The sequence below is a fragment of the Bacillus sp. CZDM1 genome (genome assembly GCF_055502545.1).
Genome location: NZ_JBUESO010000002.1, coordinates 536,666 through 558,434 on the forward strand (window position 1 = coordinate 536,666; position 21,769 = coordinate 558,434).

The 21,769-nt window shown below is 40.4% G+C and carries 22 protein-coding genes and 2 riboswitches; of the genes, 3 read left to right on the forward strand and 19 right to left on the reverse strand.

The genetic code is table 11. From position 1 onward, the window contains the following. Positions 1 to 175: 175 nt before the first annotated feature. From ACY3XC_RS07110 to ACY3XC_RS07195, 18 genes are all read right to left on the reverse strand, one after another. Positions 176 to 1,009: a carbohydrate ABC transporter permease gene (locus ACY3XC_RS07110; RefSeq protein ID WP_464867938.1), complete on the reverse strand. Its 834-nt coding sequence runs from the start codon at positions 1,007 to 1,009 to the stop codon at positions 176 to 178. Beyond that, positions 1,009 to 1,941 carry a carbohydrate ABC transporter permease gene (locus tag ACY3XC_RS07115; RefSeq protein WP_464867939.1) on the reverse strand — a complete coding sequence of 311 codons (933 nt, stop codon included), beginning with the start codon at positions 1,939 to 1,941 and terminating at the stop codon, positions 1,009 to 1,011. Before ACY3XC_RS07115 ends, ACY3XC_RS07110 begins: the two co-directional genes overlap by 1 nt. A 65-nt stretch (positions 1,942 to 2,006) precedes the next feature. Then, positions 2,007 to 3,332, reverse strand: coding sequence for an ABC transporter substrate-binding protein (locus ACY3XC_RS07120; RefSeq protein ID WP_464867940.1), 1,326 nt, complete (start codon positions 3,330 to 3,332; stop codon positions 2,007 to 2,009). Between the two features lie 66 nt (positions 3,333 to 3,398). Then, positions 3,399 to 4,568 (reverse strand): trans-sulfuration enzyme family protein, encoded by a 1,170-nt coding sequence (locus tag ACY3XC_RS07125; RefSeq protein WP_464867941.1) that lies wholly within the window; start codon positions 4,566 to 4,568, stop codon positions 3,399 to 3,401. A gap of 16 nt (positions 4,569 to 4,584) precedes the next feature. Then, positions 4,585 to 5,262: a FadR/GntR family transcriptional regulator gene (locus ACY3XC_RS07130; protein WP_179159576.1), complete on the reverse strand. Its 678-nt coding sequence runs from the start codon at positions 5,260 to 5,262 to the stop codon at positions 4,585 to 4,587. A gap of 329 nt (positions 5,263 to 5,591) precedes the next feature. Beyond that, complete coding sequence (locus ACY3XC_RS07135; protein ID WP_464867942.1) at positions 5,592 to 6,362, reverse strand: 3-oxoacyl-ACP reductase; 771 nt, start codon at positions 6,360 to 6,362, stop codon at positions 5,592 to 5,594. A 14-nt stretch (positions 6,363 to 6,376) separates the two neighbouring features. Beyond that, entirely contained in the window at positions 6,377 to 7,393 is a 1,017-nt protein-coding gene (locus tag ACY3XC_RS07140) for an ABC transporter substrate-binding protein (RefSeq protein ID WP_464867943.1), read from the reverse strand. Positions 7,394 to 7,409: 16 nt separating this feature from the next. Then, positions 7,410 to 8,159, reverse strand: a complete 750-nt coding sequence (locus tag ACY3XC_RS07145; protein WP_464867944.1) for an ABC transporter permease — start codon at positions 8,157 to 8,159, stop codon at positions 7,410 to 7,412. Then, entirely contained in the window at positions 8,156 to 8,896 is a 741-nt protein-coding gene (locus tag ACY3XC_RS07150) for an ABC transporter ATP-binding protein (RefSeq protein WP_464867945.1), read from the reverse strand. The genes ACY3XC_RS07145 and ACY3XC_RS07150 overlap by 4 nt, the downstream gene beginning before the upstream one ends. 11 nt (positions 8,897 to 8,907) lie before the next feature. Next, positions 8,908 to 10,356, reverse strand: a complete 1,449-nt coding sequence (locus ACY3XC_RS07155; protein ID WP_464867946.1) for an acyl-CoA reductase — start codon at positions 10,354 to 10,356, stop codon at positions 8,908 to 8,910. Continuing rightward, positions 10,353 to 11,438 carry a LuxE/PaaK family acyltransferase gene (locus tag ACY3XC_RS07160; protein ID WP_464867947.1) on the reverse strand — a complete coding sequence of 362 codons (1,086 nt, stop codon included), beginning with the start codon at positions 11,436 to 11,438 and terminating at the stop codon, positions 10,353 to 10,355. The genes ACY3XC_RS07155 and ACY3XC_RS07160 overlap by 4 nt, the downstream gene beginning before the upstream one ends. Positions 11,439 to 11,461: 23 nt before the next feature. After that, on the reverse strand, positions 11,462 to 11,971 hold the full coding sequence (gene thiW / locus ACY3XC_RS07165; protein ID WP_464867948.1) for an energy coupling factor transporter S component ThiW: 510 nt from the start codon (positions 11,969 to 11,971) through the stop codon (positions 11,462 to 11,464). Between the two features lie 80 nt (positions 11,972 to 12,051). Further along, a riboswitch (TPP riboswitch) is annotated at positions 12,052 to 12,157 on the reverse strand. Between the two features lie 24 nt (positions 12,158 to 12,181). Next, positions 12,182 to 12,841: a thiamine phosphate synthase gene (thiE, locus tag ACY3XC_RS07170; RefSeq protein WP_464867949.1), complete on the reverse strand. Its 660-nt coding sequence runs from the start codon at positions 12,839 to 12,841 to the stop codon at positions 12,182 to 12,184. A 10-nt stretch (positions 12,842 to 12,851) separates the two neighbouring features. After that, entirely contained in the window at positions 12,852 to 13,658 is an 807-nt protein-coding gene (thiD, locus tag ACY3XC_RS07175) for a bifunctional hydroxymethylpyrimidine kinase/phosphomethylpyrimidine kinase (protein ID WP_464867950.1), read from the reverse strand. An 18-nt stretch (positions 13,659 to 13,676) separates the two neighbouring features. Beyond that, positions 13,677 to 14,486: a hydroxyethylthiazole kinase gene (thiM, locus tag ACY3XC_RS07180; protein WP_464867951.1), complete on the reverse strand. Its 810-nt coding sequence runs from the start codon at positions 14,484 to 14,486 to the stop codon at positions 13,677 to 13,679. 114 nt (positions 14,487 to 14,600) lie between these two features. Further along, positions 14,601 to 14,711: riboswitch (TPP riboswitch) on the reverse strand. Positions 14,712 to 15,161: 450 nt separating this feature from the next. Next, positions 15,162 to 15,746 (reverse strand): hypothetical protein, encoded by a 585-nt coding sequence (locus ACY3XC_RS07185; protein WP_464867952.1) that lies wholly within the window; start codon positions 15,744 to 15,746, stop codon positions 15,162 to 15,164. Between the two features lie 217 nt (positions 15,747 to 15,963). Beyond that, entirely contained in the window at positions 15,964 to 16,860 is an 897-nt protein-coding gene (locus ACY3XC_RS07190; RefSeq protein WP_464867953.1) for an RCC1 domain-containing protein, read from the reverse strand. A gap of 552 nt (positions 16,861 to 17,412) precedes the next feature. After that, complete coding sequence (locus ACY3XC_RS07195; protein ID WP_464867954.1) at positions 17,413 to 17,829, reverse strand: Lrp/AsnC family transcriptional regulator; 417 nt, start codon at positions 17,827 to 17,829, stop codon at positions 17,413 to 17,415. A 129-nt stretch (positions 17,830 to 17,958) separates the two neighbouring features. Between ACY3XC_RS07195 and ACY3XC_RS07200 the strand changes: the two genes are divergently transcribed. Continuing rightward, complete coding sequence (locus tag ACY3XC_RS07200; protein ID WP_464867955.1) at positions 17,959 to 18,729, forward strand: MBL fold metallo-hydrolase; 771 nt, start codon at positions 17,959 to 17,961, stop codon at positions 18,727 to 18,729. A 24-nt stretch (positions 18,730 to 18,753) separates the two neighbouring features. Then, on the forward strand, positions 18,754 to 19,956 hold the full coding sequence (locus tag ACY3XC_RS07205) for an MFS transporter (RefSeq protein WP_464867956.1): 1,203 nt from the start codon (positions 18,754 to 18,756) through the stop codon (positions 19,954 to 19,956). Between the two features lie 373 nt (positions 19,957 to 20,329). On the opposite strand, the gene ACY3XC_RS07210 is transcribed toward ACY3XC_RS07205, so the two are convergent. After that, the gene (locus tag ACY3XC_RS07210) at positions 20,330 to 20,491 is read right to left on the reverse strand and encodes an IS3 family transposase (protein ID WP_464868050.1); all 162 of its coding nucleotides are present in this window, start codon (positions 20,489 to 20,491) and stop codon (positions 20,330 to 20,332) included. A gap of 390 nt (positions 20,492 to 20,881) precedes the next feature. Between ACY3XC_RS07210 and ACY3XC_RS07215 the strand changes: the two genes are divergently transcribed. Continuing rightward, positions 20,882 to 21,688, forward strand: coding sequence for a hypothetical protein (locus ACY3XC_RS07215; protein ID WP_464867957.1), 807 nt, complete (start codon positions 20,882 to 20,884; stop codon positions 21,686 to 21,688). Positions 21,689 to 21,769: the final 81 nt, after the last annotated feature.

The window sequence follows — 21,769 nt, forward strand, 5'->3', positions numbered from 1 at the left end:
TTCTATTTTAAAGTCACTCTATCAAGTGGCATAATTTTGTTTTCTAATGGATCATATTATTCTGGATCCCCGCCAATTGTTTTCCAGTAGTAAATCGGGTGTTCTTATTAAGGCTCTTAATGTATTACTTACCCAAGAAACTGAAACTACATACAACAAGGGATAGTACAGATGACTACCCCTTAATAGAACCTTGTGTCATCCCTTCAACAATATACTTCTGAGCAAAAGCGAACAACAGCAGTGTTGGTATAACAGATAATACGGTTGCGGCTGACATCGATCCCCAATCAATATCAAATTTCGTAATAAACGAGTTCATGGCCACTGGAATCGTTTTGGCCTCTTCTTTATCGATGAACATAACCGCAAGAAACAATTCGTTCCAACACTGCACAAATGCGAAAATGAATGTTGCAGCCAATCCTGGCAGCATGACAGGAATGATTACTTTATATAGCGCTGTTATCCGTGAACAGCCATCAATCATGGCTGCCTCCTCCAAACTTGACGGAATCCTTTCAAAGAAGCCCTTCATCATTACCGTACAAAACGGCACCATCATCACCGTATACATGAGCATTAACGAAGGCAGTCGATTAATCAGCTCCAGCTTGGACATTAACAAATATAATGGTGCCAGCCCTATAAATAAGGGAATCATTTGGGTAATGAAGAAAGCAAAGATGACCTGCGTTTTACCTTTAAACTCAAACCGGGCTAGAACATAACCTCCAAGTGTAGCAATAATTAAGGAAATAACGCCTGAAACCAAGGAGAGAATCAAGCTATTCATAATATAAACATCGAAGTTTGAAATCTTAATGATATTGATATAGTTTTCGAATGTAACGTTTTTCGGCCAATATTGGAGCGGAAATGTAAACATTTCATTCGACGGTTTTAATGAAGTAACGAAAATCCAATACAGCGGGAATACCGTGAAGACAAGAAATATGGATAAGAAAACACCCTTAACCAACATTTTCCAGTTTACTCGTCTCATCATTAAAAATCACCCGCTTTATTGAATTTCGTTGCTAGCAGATAAAAGATTGAAAAGAAAATTAAAATAAAAATGATAATAACCCCAACAGCAGCAGCTTGTCCGTAGTTTTGTCCATACATGATTTTCTCCAGCATAAAGGTCGATAGAATATGTGTTGAACCCGCAGGTCCGCCATTTGTAAGGGAGTAGATTAAATCAGGAAAATTTAAGATCCAAATAACTCTTAGCAACGTTGTGACAATCAGTGTTGGCAAAATATATGGGATGGTAATGTTAAAAAGCTGTTGGAAATAGCCGGCACCATCAATCTTTGCTGCTTCAAACAACTCTTCAGGGATCGATTGTAAGGCAGCTAAAATCATAATCGCAAAGAAGGTAATCCCGTACCAGACATTTGCAACAATAACAGAAACCATAGCCCAGGTGGGGTCGGCCAAGAAAGGGATAGCGCTATCAATGATTCCAAACTTCATCAACAGGTCATTAATCACCCCGCCTTGTCCATTTAGCATCCAGCGCCAAATCAATCCGATTAAAAAACCCGACATCGCCCACGGAAAAAAGATAAATGCTTGGTAAACCCCTCTGCCCTTGAACTTCCTTCTCAACATCAATGCTACGATAAATCCAATGAAGAATTGAGGAATTAACGAGAAAAAGACCCAATAGAAACTATTAACGAGTGACTCTTTAAATCCTATATCGGCCATTATTGTTTTGAAGTTTTCTAGACCGATAAATTTAATGTTCATTAAATCATAGGCAGAATAATTTTGAAATGCCATGATCACCCCTTTTAACAAGGGATAATAGGTGAAGATAGAAACAAGTATGATGGCTGGGAGTAAACAAAGGAATATGAAAAGACCATGTTTTGACATACGAAACAATGGCAGGCCTCTTTCTGTAACTGTTTCAGTTTGAATTTTCAAGTTTCATATTCTCCTCTCCAAAAAAGAAACAAGGGCAGCAGTTCTTCCCACTGCCCTCCATTTCTTTATTTATGATTTTCTTTTTCCTTTTTCCAAAAATCAGTCCACTTAGCTAATACATCTTCTTTTGATACCTTATCTAATAACAGAGCTTGTATGTCCTTTTCAGCCAAGGCACGGTATTCAGCATATCCCTTATAGTGGACAGGACGGTCAGCGATTAAGAATTCTTCTGGCTTTGTATTCATTTCAATGTAAGAGCTAAAGTAGCCCTCTTTGAAATAGGGGTCGTCACCGGCACTTAAATGAATCGGAATAAGTGAGTTTTCCTTGGCGAAAAATAAATTTTGTTCAGGACTTGATAAGAAAGATACAAGCTTCCATGCCTCTTCCTTATGCTTGGAGAATGCACCAATTCCCCAGCCTGCTGTTCCTGCCGACTGCTGCGCCACCCCTGATGGAGTTCCTTTAGGCAGTGAAGCTGTATCCCATGTTCCTTCTTTCATATTTTCCTCAGCGGTTACAATGACCTCTGGATCCTGAATTAACATTGCAGTCATTCCGGAAGTAAAGCCTTGAACCATTTCCGGGTAGCTCCAGCTGATCGAATCAGGAGGAGACGCTTTCTTATATACTTCAACAAAGGTATCGAGCACCTGCATGGCTTCTGGTGTATCAAACATGACCTTACCATCAGTTGTGAAATACGCATCCTTTTTCGCAATCTTTTCCCCGAGGAATGACCATGTCATAAATTCAATATAATCCGAAGAGCCTGCACCGCCTCGGAAGCTATAGCCATAGCGATTCTTTGAAGGGTCGGTTAATTTAATGGCTGCGTCTACTAACTCTTCCCACGTTTCCGGAACCTCAATTCCAGCTTCTTCAAACCAATCCTTCCGATAGAATAACGTTTTTTCATATACACCATAAGGGATATAATAAGGTTTATCGTCAACAGCTGTTGCTCCATGCTTAATCGTTTCCGTTAACGAATTCCAGTCTTCCCACTTGCTTGTAAAGGAGGATAGGTCTTCAATAAATTGATTTGCTGCCCAGTTCTTAACCGTCTGCTCACGCACTTCTAATACATCAATATCCTCTTTTGCCATCAGCATTTGTGTGATTTTTTCATCAGCGCTTTGCAAAGGAGGAGAAATCAATTCAACTTTAATGTTCGGATTTTCCTCTTCAAATTTAGCGATCATTTCCTTTAAGAGTGTCGTCCTGGCTGGACTCGTAATACTTTCAATCATCCTTAATGTGACTTTTCCATTGTTATCGTCTTTCTCGCTAGTGTTATCTACCTCTGAACTTGTGCAGCCTGCTAAGATGCCAACAAACAACATGAATGAAACAAGAACCCAAAATCCCTTTTTGAGATGATGCATACCATTACTCCCCCTTGAAATGTTTGTGGTTATATACAAAAGGGCAGTCCCCTTTTATACCAATGGTTAAACTAGTTTTAATGCTGCCTCTAAATCTTCGATTAACTCATCGACATTCTCTAAACCGACCGAAATTCGTATCAACCCCGGATCCAACCTGCCTTTCACTAATTGCTCGACGTTATAGCCATAGTTTGGTGAAATCACGAGACTTTCAAATCCACCCCAGGAAACACCGATTTGAAAATGTTTTAGGCTATTAATCACCTTTCGGACCGATTCGTACGTGTTATTCTTGAGCTCAAAGCTCATCAAACCTGTATAACCTTTTAACTGCTCTTTTCCAAGCTTATAGTCTGGCGAGCTTTCTAACCCAGGGTAATTGACCACTTTGACAGCAGGAGATTCTTCTAAAAACGAAGCGATTTTCAACCCGCTTTCCTGATGTGCCTTCATCCGAATTGGCAGCGTCCGGAGCCCGCGCATTAAAAGCCATGCTTCATAAGGCGGCATGACACCACCAAACAGCTGATATTCATGATAAAAAAGATGATCCATGATCTCCTTGCTCGTAATTAAGGCGCCGCCAACAAGGTCACTATGCCCTCCTAAATACTTCGAAACAGAATGGACAACAATATCAATTCCATAGGTAATAGGATTTTGGAAAATAGGTGTAGCCCAGGTATTATCAATAATGGTTTTAATCCCACGCTGTTTAGCAAGAGATGCAATTGACTTCAAATCAACAAGCTTAAAGGACATGGTCGTCGGACTTTCAAGGTAGATTACTTTGGTGTTGGGGCGAATCAATGACTGTATTGCCTCGAGGTCTGTGTTGAGGGTATTCGTGTGAGAGATGCCGAATTTTTCAAGATAGGTAAAGAACTTCGTTGTAGGACCGTATATATTGCTGATACTCAAAACATGGTCGCCTGCTTGTATAAAGGTTAAGATCGCTGATGAGATGGCGGCCATCCCTGAAGAAAACAACTTACACCTCTCCCCTTTTTCCAGCGCAGCCATTTTCTTCTCCACAATTTCAACCGTTGGATTGGTGCCGCGCCAATACAGATAACTGCTTTGCTCATCTTTCATCGCTTCTGTCAGCTGCTCGAAGTTTTCAAATACAAACAGCGAATTCTGATAGATGGGTGGAACCACTGCTCCATGAAACCGCTCATATTCATCACCGATATGAGTGACAATATGTTCATTTGAGGACTGTGTCGTCATGCCTATTCCTTCTTTCTTATATTTTTCGTAGAGTATCTTCCACTATGTCTATAAATTTATTAAACTCTTGTAACGCATAAGCAGGGTCCCTGTCCTTAATCCCATCCAACATGGTCCTGTGAAAAGGGATCGTATCTGTAAAAATATGAACAATACCAAAAGGTTTGCTCCAAAGCCGGTTAAACGTGTCAGAGACTGATTCAGCGACACTCTCTAATAGCGGGTTATGTGACGCCCGATAAATGGCTTTATGAAATTCCCAATCCACTTCGGATGAGTCTAGTCCTGCATCCTTTAGGGCAATGACTTCTGTTAGTATCCGATCCATTTCTTCAATTTCCGCTTCAGAGGCCCTGATGGCTGCTAACTCCACCGCCTTCCCCTCTAGTGCTCTTCGCAGCTCACTTATATGTAATAGAGAGTTTTTTTCCTGCTCCACGTCGATTTTCGCCTCAATCTTTAAGGCATCACCATCTTTAACAAAAATTCCTTTTCCATTTTGAACTTCAATGATGTCAAAGCCTTCAAGGAACCGTAAGCCCTCGCGAATACTCGAACGGCTCACACCAAGGATAGATGTTAATTCGGCTACGGAAGGAAGTTTATCTCCCCTCTTTAATTGATGCTCGCGAATATATCTTTTGATTTCAGCCGCGATCATCTCATGCATTGACACCTTTTTAATACTCTTCATGACTGTCACCTTCTAAGAATTAGATTTTCATGCTCTATGACTGTCAACCTATCGGATAGGTTAAGTTTATTCTGAATATTTAAATAAGTCAATTCTATCTTTTGGTCAAAATCCGACAGACTTTGCTGGTGCCAAAGCTCCAATTATAGGTAAAAACCCTTGCTGTATGGGGCAAGGGTTAAGCGTAATATACATAAGGCAGAGACACTCAGTTCAATATAGAAGAGCAGAAGGTCTATTATTAGTTAAAACTGTCATCCAGCATCACCCCCTTTCTGTTTGGGCGTGTGCAGACCCACCCTTGAGTTGGTGACAGGCACAAAATCCCACTAACTCATGACCAACCCGCCATCGACAAACAGTGTTTGTCCTGTCATAAATGAACTCCATTCGGATGCTAAGAACAGTACGGGACCAACGATATCGCTAGGAGTAGCGATTCTTCTTAGCGGGGTTTGCGCAATGATCATTTCCTTTACTTCTTCCTTTGTTTCACGGCTTGCATCGGTTGGATACACGATTCCAGGTGCAATACAATTAACTCTGATTCCAAAGGCACCTAATTCAACTGCTAAATTTCGGCTAAACCCAATTAATGCTGATTTAGCCGTAGTATAGTCATGATAAGGAACGATTGGCCGTTCCACCAAGTTGGTCACGATATTAACAATACTGCCTCTTGTTTGTTTTTTCATCAAAGGGATACCTTCCTGGCATACATAGTAGGCAGCCTTTAGTGCTCCATCGATTTGTTCTTGATAATCATCCCATTTTAGTTGCGAGAACATTTTTCGCTTATCCGGATTAAACACATATGGTTTAAAGGCATTATTTACGATTACATCTAATTTGCCAACTTCAAGCTCAATTTCCTCCATCATCCCTTTAACAGCAGACTCAGACGTTACATCTGCCTGAATCGCCCAAGCATCACCGCCAAGCTCAAGGCAGGAGGCAACGGTTTTTTCTGCAGCTTGCTGATTTTGAAGGTAATTCACAATAACGGTTGCTCCTTCTGCGGCAAAACCTCTAGCGATGGCAGCACCGATCCCCCTGCTCGAACCTGTTACCAAGACGGTTTTATGATCAAATTTCCTCATATACGGCCTGCCTCCTATTTCTGTTTAGGGATGAAGTCTTCAACGATCACATCTGCCATTTGTAAATCCTTTTGTATTAGTCCCAGCGTTTTATATGTATCAGCACCCTGCTGTAACACTTCTGCTTCTAAAGCGCCCAAACCTCTTACGCTGGTTGCCTCTGATATACTAGCTTGGTTTCGTAGTTGGATGATTTCTAAATTATGGTTTTTATCCTTGCCATCAATGGCATATTTAACGGCTAACTCAGCCGCATCCTCTGGCTGGTCGATCATCCACTCTGCACTCGTTTGATAGCCTTCTACAAACTTTTTCAGCAGGTCCTTTTTCTCGTTGTACGTTTGTTCCGTTACTACAAAGATATCACTAGGGACATTCAGATAATCTTTTACTTCCATTACATTTACATCGACAAGACCCTTTTCCTTTGCGGTCACCAAGCCAGTGTCGGTTGCAGCTGTAGCATCAACCTGACCTTGGATCAGCGGAGCAAAATTCAATAGACCCGTCTCAACAATCGTGACATCCTTTTCGGAAAGACCAGCTTGGTTTAACAGCACAAGCAGATTTTGTCTTGTCCCGCTTGAAAGGCTGTAGACGCCAATCTTTTTCCCCTTAAGATCCTCTGGTTTCAGGATATTGCTTCCCTTTAAAGAAACAACATTAAATACATTTTGCGGATAAATATTGTAAATAACCTTTAATTTTGCCCCTTGATTTAATGCAAAATAGAGCGACCCTGGATCTGTGAAAGCAATATCGGCCTGTCCTGAAAGTATATTTTTGATCGCGTCTCCTCCTCCGGCACCTGGGATGAATTCAACCTTCAACCCCTGATCCTTAAAGAAGTCTTTCTCCTCATTAACAAGCAAATTCGTTTGTTCTGAAATCGGCTGGCTCCAGCTTGCCACTGTTACGTTATCTAATTGTGTTTTTTTAGCGGCTTGCTTGTCAGTATTTTTTGACGCACAACCAACCAGCATCAATAGTGGAATAATGGCTGCGACAGTAATCATTGCTTTTAATTTCATTTGAAAAACTCCCCTCCTATGATTGTTTTTTATATCTCAATAATCTTTGTTCGATTAAATAAGTGATTTGATAAAGAAAAGTTCCAAGGATGGTGACCAATATCAATACCGAAAACATCAAGGGTGTGTCCATCATCCCTTGTGAAGCGATAATTAAGGCACCTAATCCCTCACTGCCGCCGATAAATTCACCAACTACGGCACCAACCACAGCAAGAATAGCTGCAACACGAAAACCAGCAATGATACTCGGCAATCCAGCCGGTATTTTTAGTTTAAATAGGATTTGCCATCTGTTTGCGCCAAGCACCCGAAACAGCTCAATTTTTTGTCGATCGGTGTATTGAATTGCTGTGACGGTATTTTCCATTAACGGGAAAAAACATATTAAAGCTGTGATTACGACCTTTGACGTCATCCCAAAACCAAACCAAAGAATAAATAGTGGTGCGAGGGCAAGCTTCGGAACAGCTTGACTAGCAATCACATAGGGAAATAATAGCTTGCGGAGGAACTCGACCTCCCCCATCAAAATCCCAGCGACCATTCCCAAACAACTCCCAAGAAACAATCCTATGACAATCTCAAGACTTGTTCGAATCAGATGCGGGGTATAATAACCACTTTTTAATCCTTCTAGAAGCGTGGTGACAACAACAGACGGGGCTGGAAGGATCAGTTCATTCATTTGCGAAGCAATTCCTTCCCAAATGAATAGAATCAAGATGAATAATAAACAGGAATAAATCGGTACTTTTTTCATCATTTTCCCCCACTAATGGCCGTACGAATCTGCAAGCATAATTGATTAAAAGGTTGAGAATATCTAATTTCAGCATCTTGACGTCCTTGTAAATCGACTGACAAATCATAAATAATTCTTCCTTTATCCATCACCGCAATCCGGTCCGACAAATAGACCGCTTCTGAAATATCATGAGTAACAAATAACACAGTCATTTGATGGAGTTCACAAAGCCGCAGGAGATCATTTTGAAGCTCTTCTCTTGTAATAGCGTCAAGAGCTGAAAACGGCTCGTCCAAATATAGCATGGACGGGGTTTGAATCAGCGCTCTGGCAATGGAAACACGACTCTGCTGCCCGCCAGAGAGCATAGTTGGAAATTCCTTTTTATAATTAGAAAGACCCATTAACGCTAAAAGTGTTTCCGCTGCTTCAACATCCTCTTTTGTCACTTTGCGTTTAAGAGAGACAGGTAAAAGGACATTTTCGATGACTGTTTTCCATTCCAATAGCGTTGGGGATTGAAAGACAAATCCTATTTTTTCTGAAGGCTTGATCGGCATACCTTGTAATTGAATGGAACCCTTGTCAGGGACCAATAAACCAGCAGCCAGCTTTAATAAAGTCGTTTTACCACAGCCGCTTTTCCCCAGTAAACTATGAAACTTGCCTTTTTCTAACTCTAAATTTACAGCATCGACAATCAAGTGCTTGTTTCCATAGCTGTAGTGAACATCCTGTAAACGCAAGAAACTCATTGCACACCCTCCTAATCGATATATGGAGCAAAATTTTCCGCATACTCTTCTGCTGACTGCTCAATATCAACGATTTGAACAAGATCAAGTAAATTAAAACGGCCGTCGTGATGCCAGCCTGGCTCAGGAGAAGTCATCTTTCCCAATGCACTGATCCTAGTGACACCAGACTTCCCTAACTCTCGAGCCCAGCGAAAAAGTTCTTTCGGTGCAGCTGCCACACCAACCGTCTGAAGAAACTGGCGATAGGGCTTGATGCTCGTCATAATCTCTTCTATTTCATTAAAAGCAATGACCTTCACGGCACGGTTCAAGCAGGTGGGAGTGAAAGGTGCATTCTCTTCATAAACAACAGTCCAATGATGGTCCATTTGCCCAAAGACTACTTTATTGGGACTTGTAAAGGCCGTTATTTCTTCTTGATTACGCCATTGCGTTACAGCTGTCATTTCTTCTAATGCAAGAGTCCGCCTTGGGTATCTCTTTTCAAAGCTTTCAAGTTCATGAGCCATATACTGGGCAAACTCAGCAGGTGAGACATTCCCCCCTTTTTGCACATAGAAAATATGGGGAGAATAACAGCCCTGCTGGTCAAATTGTATGATATCGAATGCTGCATGATGAGCCGTCGTTAAAGCCTTTCGTGAATCAAGGGCTGTGCTGCCGATGATTCCAAAACTCACTTTATGACCGAAGGGAAGAAAGCGAGTGGAGGCAGGAATTCTTCGACTCATCGATTCCAATGAATCATTACTTCCATAACCGACCACTACATCTGGTAACGCGAACATCTCCTTTTCTATGTCCTCGTCTCCTCCCTTCCACCAAACAACGGCGAAGCAATCAGCTAATTGAGGAGCAATTTCGACCAGTAACTGAGCAAACCAACCTGCAAACAACGGCTCAGAGCTTGATACCTTGCCAATGTTACCTGACTTCACCAATAAACCCGAAATCAGACTCCACAACGGGAGTGCCGGTACATTTCCAGCCCAAATATGGAGGATTAAATCAGGCCCAACAGCTTTGGAAAATCCTCTTTTTACCCGAGGCTGAAAATCATCCAGCAGCAAGGGATTACCTAAGTCCTCGACAACGAAACGCTGCAGCTCCTGCTTTCGAAATTTCTTCAAAAAGGAAGTGAAACCAAGTCGGATCATTTCTTCATCGTAACCTGTAACAATCGGTAACAGCTGTTCTGCTTTTTTTCTGAAAGGTGAATTCCTGTCTAGCATGACTTCGACAGCCTGGTCAATGATCGAAATAATCTCAGTGATGGTCATCGATTTCAGTACTTCTTCACTTGCTTTTTTAACCTTTTTCGCAACTTTTTGCATTTGAGAGGTAGACAGAAGGGGCGCTTCCACTTCAAGCTGCTGATTCTTTCCCTTAAAAATGAGAATTTTAGTTGCAATCACTTCTTCCCCGATATCAGGAAGATATCCGACTCTTTCTCTCATCGCAATGGTCCCTTCGCTGCTTGGATAAATTCCTCTACGGCAATGGAACAGCCCTTCGCTTCTGTTCCCTGCGCTCTGCCTAAGAGAAGAAATCCATCCTTTACTTTCATTCCTACGTCTTCAGTCAAAATCGTCGTGACAGAATTGAAGTTGGCAAGATCACAGTGCACGATCACTCCACGCTCCCCCTCGCTCACTTCCTCCCCCGTTAACGGATGAATAATTCTCGTTTTCAGCCAATGAGGACCCGATTTAATTGAAGGAACGTGTTCATTTCCTGAATCATACAGCTGTGAACTTAATTCGGTCATGCCATACATATTGATACAATCGATCCTAGGTACTCCTAGTAAACTCGAAATCTGATGATAAAAGTCATCTAAGTCCCATTCTTTTGATTGATTTTTAAATCCACCTGTATCTAAAACCCTGCTTCCCGGCGGCAATTGAAAATGGCGTCCCTGTTTTTCTAGTTCCTCAAGCAGATGAACAAAACTATACGACGCTCCTAATAAAGCATACGGCTCACCTGATCGCTCCGCCTGCTCCAATTCTTGTATGAGCAGAGTAAGGTTAATCCCATTTTCCGTTAATAGATACTGACTCTGTGCTGTTCCAAACTCCTGTTTTGCTAGGGCTAAGTACCGCGCTAATGAAGAGTTTGGCATTTCTTCTTCGGTTGGGAACAGAATACCCATGCGAAATTTCTCCATCCCGTACATAAAACGTTTTTTAAAATTCAGTCTCATCGAAGCATTCCATACTTGGAGCGTAGGATGAAAATGCTTCCCTTTTACGCCTTTTGTGGTGCCACTCGTCATAAAAAAGCGTTCAGCCTCTTCAGGTGGTATGCAGCTAAGCGGAACTTCTTTGAAAGCATTAATCGGCACTGCTGGAATATCCCTCCATGATTTAACCGTGCGAAGGGTTTTCCCTTTTTGCTGACAGAATTTCCGAAATGGAAGGTTATTGGTATATTGGTAGGCAAAGCTCTGTAAAGCCATTTGATTAAAATCTTCATCTCCAAGCGAGTCTGATTGAAGAATCGAAAGTAAATCGTTGATGATTTGCTGCTGTTCCATATAGGTAATTCCTTTCCAGTAGATTATTTCACTGACGTTCCATTTTGTGTAAAGATGGCAACCTTCTTCTTTAAGAAGATCGAAAGAATCATCCAGCCAATGAGTGCACCCGCAATCGAGCTAAAAATAAATAACGGAATAAATCCAAATACTGTTGCGTTTTGACCTAGTAGGAGTGTGGCAATCGGATAGGCTAGCATGGCTCCAATGATGCCCGTACCGATGACCTCACCGAAAAATGCCATGTAGATCTTTTTGGTTTTCATAAAGAGGAGCCCAGCCAATAAGGCACCAACCATACTGCCTGGGAAAGCAAAGATTGATCCAGTTCCCATAATATTTCGTAAGATTGAGACACCTAATGCCTGTGCGACTGCATAAATCGGGCCTAATAGAACGGCAGACAAAACATTCAAGAAATGCTGAATCGGAAACACTTTTGTGAAGCCAATCGGTATAAATAAGACATTACTAGAAAGTGTTCCAATCGCAATCAACATCGCGGTTAAAGTGAGTTTATGTGTTTTTCTCATAAAAAAAATCCCTCCAAGTTTTTAATATCAATGGGGGAAGTCAGGTTCATAGATATACCATTACCGGCAAAATGGCGGTAATCATGTATCCTTCACTTCCCTCCGCTAGTGCAATCCAGATCAGGTTCAGGGGTTTAAGACGATTCTGTCTAATCTCAGCCAATTCCGGCTCCCCCAGTGCAGGTATGTAATGGTTAATAAAATACTTACCTATAAACTTTCTAATACGTTTTTCCTTAAGGCTTTAGCCGCTTCTGTTACACCATCCGCATGGCTGATCGCAGTAATAACCGATACACCATCGGCACCTGCTTTGATAACAGCCCCGGCATTTTCCGCCGTTATTCCGCCAATTCCAACTATCGGAATGGTTACTTCTTTCATTCGCAATTCTTGGATTAGCTTCGTTCCGTTTGAGGGTTTGGCATCTTCCTTTGTTTTCGTCGGATAAACAGGACCGATTCCAAAATAATCGGCACCCCCTCCTAATGCGGCCATCGCCTCTTCATAGCTATGGACGGAAACACCAATGATTTTATCGCCAATTTTCTTTCTAACATTCACAACATCTTCATCTTCTTGACCAATATGCACTCCGTCCGCATTCAACGTAATGGCCAATTCGATATCATCATTAATAATGAAAGGAATTTGGTGCTCTTTGCAGATGTGCTGCAGTTCTTTGGCCAGTTCATATTTTGAAGCATCCGTTAACGCACCAATCCCCTTCTCGCGGAACTGAAAAAGTGTAATTCCACCTTCAATCGCTTCTTTTAAAACTTGGGCTGGTTTGCCTTTGCAATTTGGACTTCCCATTATAAAGTAAACCTTCAATGCTTCTCTGATGGATTCCTGATTGTTAATCATCATGGCTGCTCTCCTACCTATTCATTTCATTTCTTTTTCGATATGCCCAGTGATTGGTTGGTCCATGACCCTGACCAATTTGAAGTTGATCTTCAATCGCTGCCTGGATAAAATTCTTCGCCTTCGAAACCGCTTCACCAACAGGTAAACCTTTGGCAAGTTCTGCTGTGACAGCCGCTGAGAAAGTGCAGCCTGTACCGTGTGTGTTCTTTGTTTTCACTCTTGTACTTGTAAACGTTGTAAAATTCTTTCCATCAAACAATAAATCAGTCGATTCGTTCTGGTCTTCATCATGCCCGCCTTTGATAACCACATTCTTAACCCCTAGATTATAAAGTTTTTGAGCCGCTTCTCTCTTATCTTCCTCGGTACGAATGGAAAGATCGGTCAGAACTTCTGCCTCAGGAATATTCGGTGTAATCACCATCGCAAGTGGTAACAAATATTGTTTCAAGGCCGAAATGGCCTCGATTTGTAGCAGCGACGCGCCGCCCTTCGCAATCATAACAGGATCCACCACTACATTATTCCACTTATAGTAGTTGATTTTTTCTGAAACAGCTTTAATGATTTCAGCGTTAAACAGCATTCCTGTTTTAAGAGCATCCGTACCAATATCTTCCCCAATCGATTGTATTTGTTGAATGACTGCCTCAGGTGTCATCGGAAAGACAGCTTGGACCCCTAACGTATTTTGGGCCGTTACAGCTGTTAGAGCAGACATACCGAAAACCTCTAGCTCTTGAAACGTCTTTAAATCTGCCTGAATTCCTGCACCGCCGCCACTGTCTGAACCCGCAATGGTTAATACCTTTTTCATTTTGCTCACTCCTATCCCTTATAACTTTTTAAATGCAGCGAATTGATGAATATCTTCTGAAGAAACCTGTGCGAGTTGATTTAAGAATTCGATTTGGAAACTGCCTGGTCCTAAGTCACCCGCCTTTTCTACTGCTTTTTCCGCAGCAATGCCATAAAAGGTAACCGCAGATAATCCTGCGAGTAAAAGATTCCTTTCCACAGCTGCGAATGCTCCGATGACAGAGGTTAACAAACAGCCGGTACCGGTCACTTTTGTTAACAGCGGATGCCCATTAGAAACCAGATAGGTCGTCTCGCCGTCTGTCAGTACATCCTCTTTTCCTGTTATCACGACAATCGTATTCAGCTTTTTTGCAGCCAATAAGGCTAAATCCAGACTATTTCCTTGTTGCTGTTCACTAGCATCTACGCCCTTGATTTCCGTCTTTGCTCCTAGGACATTGGCAATTTCTGCGGCATTTCCGCGCAATACAGAGATGTTCACCTCGTTGAGTATCCTTTGCGCCATTTCCGTTCGGAAACGAGTAGCACCTGCTCCAACCGGGTCAAAGATAACCGGAATTCCTAGCTCGTTTGCTTTTTTTCCGGCGAGTATCATCGAGCCGACCACTTCCTTGTTTAATGTCCCGATATTCAGGACAAGGGCACGAGCGATAGATACCATATCCGCTACCTCTTCTGGAGCATAAGCCATAACCGGAGATGCCCCAAGGGAAAGGAGCCCATTGGCTGTAAAGTTTGTCACAACAACATTCGTAATATTATGTACAAGCGGGTTTTCCTCTCTGACTCTTTGTAAAATGAAACTTAAATCGCTGCTATTCATTGCAGTACCTCCTCCTTATGAATCCTTGTTAAAAATGTTCCTATCATTCTTTTAAACACAAAAAAGCCAGATCCATGATAATTGGACCTGGCTTAAATAGTTAGAGAAAAAGGTAATTTCACTTGGCTACTTTCCTACGCTGGTATTATCCAGATCAGGTCCAAAGGGTCTAAAACTTACCGTTTTTATCTCAGCCCGTACGACAGGGCACCCCTAGTAATGAAAAAATCTTATACAATTAGTTTCTATGATAGTCTTCTGGTTTCAGAATGTAAAGTATTTTTCACCAATACGATTATGAAGCGAGACTTCTATCGGGCTTAGCTGTCAATTGCAGCGCTGTTATGAATACTACGCTGGTCGATAAAAAGCGGCTGATTCCCGCATCTAGGATCAAGAGGTCTGCACTGCGGTCTGGGATCTGGTTGGATTTTGCACCCAAGCTGATAAATAAGCGGAGAATTTCCCCTTAATAGGTAATAATTATCAAAAAAGACTTAAATAGACGGAGAGATTCCGTCTATTAGCCCAAAAAATACGAAAAAGGTAGATTTTGCTTTGTTTAGACGGAAAAACTCCGTTTATTTATCCCGAAACGAGCTCCATTTTGCATTTAACCGGAAAATCTCCGCTTATTTTCCTTTTGCTTGTTACCGGGTGGTGCCAGCACAAACTTTATTGGACCATTTCATTTGAGTTTATTTCTTTTAACATGAGACCGGAATAAGCTTTACAAAATTGCATGACAGTTTCCACGACTACATCAGAAGCATACTCCATAAGGTTGCTCATAAAGTCCTTGTTATTCGGATGCAGGAAGGTTCCGATAAAATCTATAACCATATCGTTAACAAGCTTGCTTTCACAGTAAACCAATTCACCATGAGCTGCTTGCTCTTCAAGCGTTGAACCCTTATAGACAAGTTCCTTAAAACGAGGCATATTTTCAACCAAGAAATTAGTCTCATTTACTAGTTTAGGAACCTCTAACATGGCTTGTTGAAAGTTTTCCTGGGTCATAAACTTTTCTTCTTCCACACAGACCTTTAATAAAGAAAGTGCACGATTGGTGTTTTCGAATAGAAATGTTACGTTTCTTAAGAGCGACTCTAGGTATACTTCCTGTGATCCTGCGTTATGTCTCATTTCGTCTAATACTTGTTTAAGTCTGCTAGTAAGCTCATCCTTTTGCCAATGTGGCTGCTTAATCACAGCACCCAAAACCCCTGCGGTATGTTTGTTTAACAATTCTTTTGACAATATTTTTCTCTCCTAAATCATCATATAGTTATGCTTGTACTTTCAGATGTACTAATTATAACATCCAAGTGACCATGGGGAAGGTTCTTATGGTCTTTTTTGCATTTAATATTATAAGGTTTGCCACTGGATAGGGTTTAACCTTGGAGAACATTAAATTCAACAAAAATGTATCTTTTCCTTTGGATTATTTAAAAATGTAAGAAATTTCAGGGATTTAATTTCCGGGGAGTTGGATGCCACTCCAGCTACTTACATCACATTGGCCATATTCATTATCACCCACAGCAACCACCATACCGTCTGACTTAAGCCCGACAGTGTGGGCACAGCCTGCCGCGATCGCCACAATATCATGCCAATCCCCTACATTACATTGATCATACTTATTCCAACCCACAGCTACCACGGTACCGTCCGATTTAAGGCCGATGGTATGATTACTACCCGCTGCCATCGCCACAATATCGCGCCAGCTACTTACATTACATTGGCCATGTTTATTCAATCCCACAGCACACACCGTTCCATCTGATTTAAGACCAATGGTATGAAGGTAACCCGCCGCAATCGCCACGATAGTGGACCAGCCACTTACATTGCATTGGCGATACCGATTATTCCCCGCGGCAATTACCGTACCATCCAATTTAAGACCGAGAGTATGCCAGTCGCCCGCAGCGACCGCCATAATATCCTGCCAGCTGCTTACATTGCATTCACCATCATTATTTCGTCCAACCGCCACTACCGTGCCATTCGATTTAAGCCCAATGGTATGAGCCCAGCCCGCCGCTATCGCTACAATATCGCGCCAATCGTTTACATCGCATTGGCCATGCTTATTCCACCCCACAGCCGCCACTGTCCTGTTAGATCTAAGACCAATGGTATGAGTATTACCTGTATTCTTTGCCATATGAACATTACCTACTACGACCGCCACAATTTCGCGCCAGCCTCTTACATCACATTGACCAAATTTATTATCACCAACAGCAACCACCTTACCGTCTGACTTAAGCCCAACTGTATGTCGACGCCCCGCCGCTATGGTTCCTTTTCGGTCCCATTTCACCTTTAACAACGTCTCATTCGGTGGTATAAAATCCATAGTTTTACCTCCATGAATTAAATCATTCCTGTAATTTCCTGACGATTATATGTAACATTCCGATTGCTCCGCAAATCTAAGCAACCATATGTTTATGTGAAAAATAAACCGTTTCTAGTTGTCATTTTAGGTGTTTATTCTATATATCTAGCCAAATTGAGTAAGACTTCTTTTATAATAATATTATCTACATTTTATCCTTTTTAGTAGTTTAAGTATGATTCCATGTAAATTCGTAAAATCTCTGCCATGTTTATTACCAGCAGTTGCAAAGAAATTTACTACTTACCAATAGAAAACGCCAACGATTTTGAAGTAAAAAGCCTAAATCCTTCTTATTTTTATCGAGGATTTAGGCTTTTGGTTTTCCGCAATCACGCTGATTGTGGAATATCATTTTCTATTGAATAGTATCGTTGTTCTGCGCAGTAAATGGCTCAGTTTGTTTTTCATCCTTCTCTATCAACGTAAGCACCCATTTAAGTTGGATTTTTCACACTCAAAATTGTTCACCTTTTTTGAAGGAAAGAACCAACCATATAGTGACTTCAACTATCCCATTTTATTTATAACAATGGACAATTTATAGTTTGCATATTTGTTTAAGTCTAGCAAAAATTGATCTAATAGTTCGTTGGATGGAAATCTAGATTCAAGTATATAACAACCATCCCCGCTTATTTTGTAGTTATTTATTATGTATCTATCTTGTGTTTTTATAAATGAAAGATAAGGTTGATGATTAGTGCTTTGAGTAATGATCGTAATAAAAGCATATATATAACACCCTAATTTACATTGGTTAACTTTAATCGTATAACCTTCAATCACTCCATTATCTTCTAATTTTGCAACTCTTGCTGAAGTAGCCGGTCCTGATAAATGGATTTTCTCGCTCAATTCTTTCATAGTAATCCGACTGTTCTTGGATAGTTCATCTAGGATCTGCTTATCCGTGTTATCTAACATTTGTTTAACTCCTTTAATAATAAAGTAAAATAGCCAAAAGACCTTATTTAATCTATGTATCCGTCAATAGGACATGTTTTAAACTATACATTGTTCAATCAAAACTTTAAACAAAAGGAGTAAATATATATGAATATAAAACAAGTTCGAAATGCAACGATCATTGTTGAATATGCAGGGAAAAGGTTTTTAATCGATCCGATGTTAGCTGAAAAAGGAGCTTACCCTCCAATGCCAAATCCAGCTTCAAATGCACCAGATGGCGACAAAAGTATCCCTTTAGTTAGCTTACCAATATCCATTGAAAATATTATTGACGTAGATGCAGTCATCGTAACTCACCTGCATGATGATCATTGGGATGATGCAGCTAAAGAATTATTGCCAAAAGAAATTAAAATATTTTCCCAAAATGAAGCTGATGCCATTGGAATTCGAAACGCTGGTTTTCAAAATGTAGAGGCTTTACAAGATGATACAGTCTTTGAGGGTATCCAATTAATTAAAACAAAAGGCGAGCACGGAAGAGGCGAAATCTTAAAGCTTGCTGGTCTAGTTTGTGGCGTCGTACTTAAACACCCAACCGAGAAAACATTATATATTGCTGGTGATACTGTGTGGTATGAAGGCGTAAAAGAAGAAATCGACACACATAAACCAGATGTCATTGTCGTCAATGCTGGAGATAATCAATTCATTCAAGGTGGTTCTCTAGTAATGGGGAAAGATGATATCTATGAAGTGTATAAAGCCGCTCCTGTCGCAAAAATTATTTCTGTTCACATGGAAGCTGTTAACCATTGGACATTATCAAGAAATGAATTAAAAGGTTTTATTCATAAAGAAGGAATCTCTTCCAATGTATTGGTTCCAGATGACGGAGAATCATACTTATTTTAAGATTATAGGAAGGGAAAGAGAATAATGGAACAAACTAGACCTGCACTTTGGACGAAGAATTTTATTATTCTTTCCTCAATCAATTTTTTCTTAACATTAATGTTCTTCCTATTAAATGCGACTATCGTCTTATATGCTATCGATGAATTTGATGCCACTGCAAGCAAAGGAGGGCTTGTAGCTGGTATTTTCATCATCGGTACTTTATTGGGTCGCTTAATAACTGGTTTGATTATGCAGTCAACCGGACCAAAAAGAATTTTAACGATCGGGTTGACCTTTTTCACATTAACTACATTGTTATACTTCATAGATTATGGGATTACTTTTCTTATACTGACCAGATTTATCCACGGTTTTACACTTGGTATAGCAAGTACAGTTATTGGTACAGTTGTTGTCTTCTCCCTTCCAGCCTCAAGGAAAGGAGAAGGAATCGGCTACTTTAGTATGGCTGCAACACTGGCAACGGGAATCGGGCCGTTCATTGGCCTCTATATGACTCAGCATAGCGGTTTTGATACGATTTTTAGCTTTTGTCTTCTATTAGGGATTGTTAGTTTAGCAACGGCCTTCTTCTATAATGCCCCTATACTAAAAAAGACAGAAACGAAACGTGTGAAGTTCGAATTTAAGCTATCTAGCTTCATCGAGCCAAGGGCACTTCCTATTTCTGTCATTATCCTGTTGCTTGCATTCTGTTTCTCAAGCATTCTTACGTATATAAGTATATATGCAATCGAAATCGATTTAGGAGAGACTGCTAGCTTTTTCTTTGTTGCATATGGAGCAGCTGTCTTTATATCACGTCTGTTCACCGGCCGATTAATGGATAAAAAAGGGGCAAACGTTATTATGTACCCAGCCTTTATCATCTTCGGAGCTGGAATGTTTCTACTTAGTTCTGCGAATAACAGTGGAACCTTTCTTTTGGCAGCTGCATTAATTGGTCTGGGATTCGGTAATCTTCAGTCAGCCTCACAGGTAATCGCAGTTAATTCAGTCGCTTCTAACCGAGTAGGAATCGCAACTGCCACATTCTTAATATTTTTTGAGGCTGGAGCTGGATTTGGGCCATATTTACTTGGTCTTGTCATTCCAGCAACTGGTTATAGCGTCTTGTATTCAATTTTAGGAATTATTGGCGTTGCAACATCTGTCCTCTATTACTACATGCACGGCAAAAAAGAACAAACGTATCGGATGCGTGCGGCTGAATCTAGTTGATAAATGTTTGATTAAGGACATCCATTATGTAAAGGCCTTATACATTAGAATATAATTTCTCTAACAATTCTAAGAAAGTGATTTATATTTATAATTCCTTCTATCAACTGTTTTTCCACATTATAGATGAAATTCTTGTCCCAATCGCTTGAGAGGATACAGTTCTGGTCATCCGTTTATGCCTAACACAATACCTGACTAATTTAGAGTATTTGATATTGATATAACTATTATAATAAATTGGGCTGAATAATAGTCTTTCAAGCTTTAAAATTTTTTCGTAACCTAACTTCCCAAAAATAATGAAAGGATTATTGTACTAACCGATTCCTTCGTTGAACAAGGAAAAGGCTTTTGGAATGTCAACACTAAACTAGTCAGTTTTGTTTAGGTGTCCAAGTTTGTATTCAATCTGGCTTAGGTTGCCTAATGTTCTATGAAATCGAATATGGTTAAACCAATGAACATAGTCCCTAAGTTCACTTGTTAATTCTTCCAAACTAGTAAAGTGTTTTCCTCTTACAAACCCTACCATGGTTGGATATTTTTGAATATGCTCTTTATAGCATGATTGAAAGTCTTCTCCCACAACGAGGATTTCCTTTTTATGGCCACCAATTTCATTATCTTCTATATATTCAAGAAGGGGTTTTTTGAACTATTTTTGCTCTGTTAATGGAATAAAAACCGTAGCAGCCTTTGTTAAACAAAAGCACCCTATAGTTTAAGTGAAACAAATCACAGTCCCATATTCAGTTTAAGTGTCTACTGTGTTGTTGTAGCCCTTTCTTTGTTTAGTAGAATAACTTGGACAATTACACAGTCTTTCAAAACTTAATTGAATAAAATGGTAAAGAAGAAAGGTTGTACAAGCCTTTGTTCTACTGATTCTTTTACAACTTAATACCTAAGGAGGTGAATAATATTGTCTTTTCCAATAATCCCTAATATTACACCCAACATTTCGATTACAAATGACCAGGTACTTTCATTACTTTTGGCTTCAATTGCTTTTGAAGAACTAGGACTAGCTCATATGATAAATGCTGAAGCAGAAAAGCTTCAAGCAGCTCTAGGGTCGCCGCTTACTCCTGGTGGAGCTGTAAACGAGGACCTAATTGCAGAAGATTTAGATCAATTATTAGAAGCCAATCGAAGTGCAGAAAGAATGCTTCAAACCATAATTAAAAAGGAAATGCTGCTTCAGTTTAAAACTGAGGATGTATTAGACTTTTTAGGTGGTTTGCCAGCAGAGGATACCACCCCCGCTTGTCCTTGTAGTTTAACTACTCCCATCGATATTGGTTTTAGTAACGTTGCTTTTCCAATTGTTCCACCAACAAGTCCTTCTGGTATCATAGTAACTAATAACACTACCTATACAGTTTTTGCTGACATTTGTGGAGGTTGTTCACCAGAAGGTAATAATTTCTTTTACGATTTTAATCGACCAGCACAGACCACACCTATTACTTTACCAAATTTCCGACAAACATTTACAGCTAGAACATTTGCTGTAGAGTGTCGGGCGGGTGGTTTGCTGGTAAGTGGTCTAGGAAATGCAGCTGGGACAGGGGCTGGAACTATCAGTGGCACTAATGTACCATATCTCCTCTTCATTGATCAGATTTCAAATACTGTTACACTTACTATCCAGAATCCATTCACTGGAGTGACTTATTCCCAAGGACCACAACCACTCCCTGTAGACATAGTTGTTGCTACTTGTTAAATAAGTAATAAAAGGCAAGAATTATCACAAATCAAAAGAGTGTAAGAATTAAGACTTGCACTCTTTTTTTTTTGTGATATT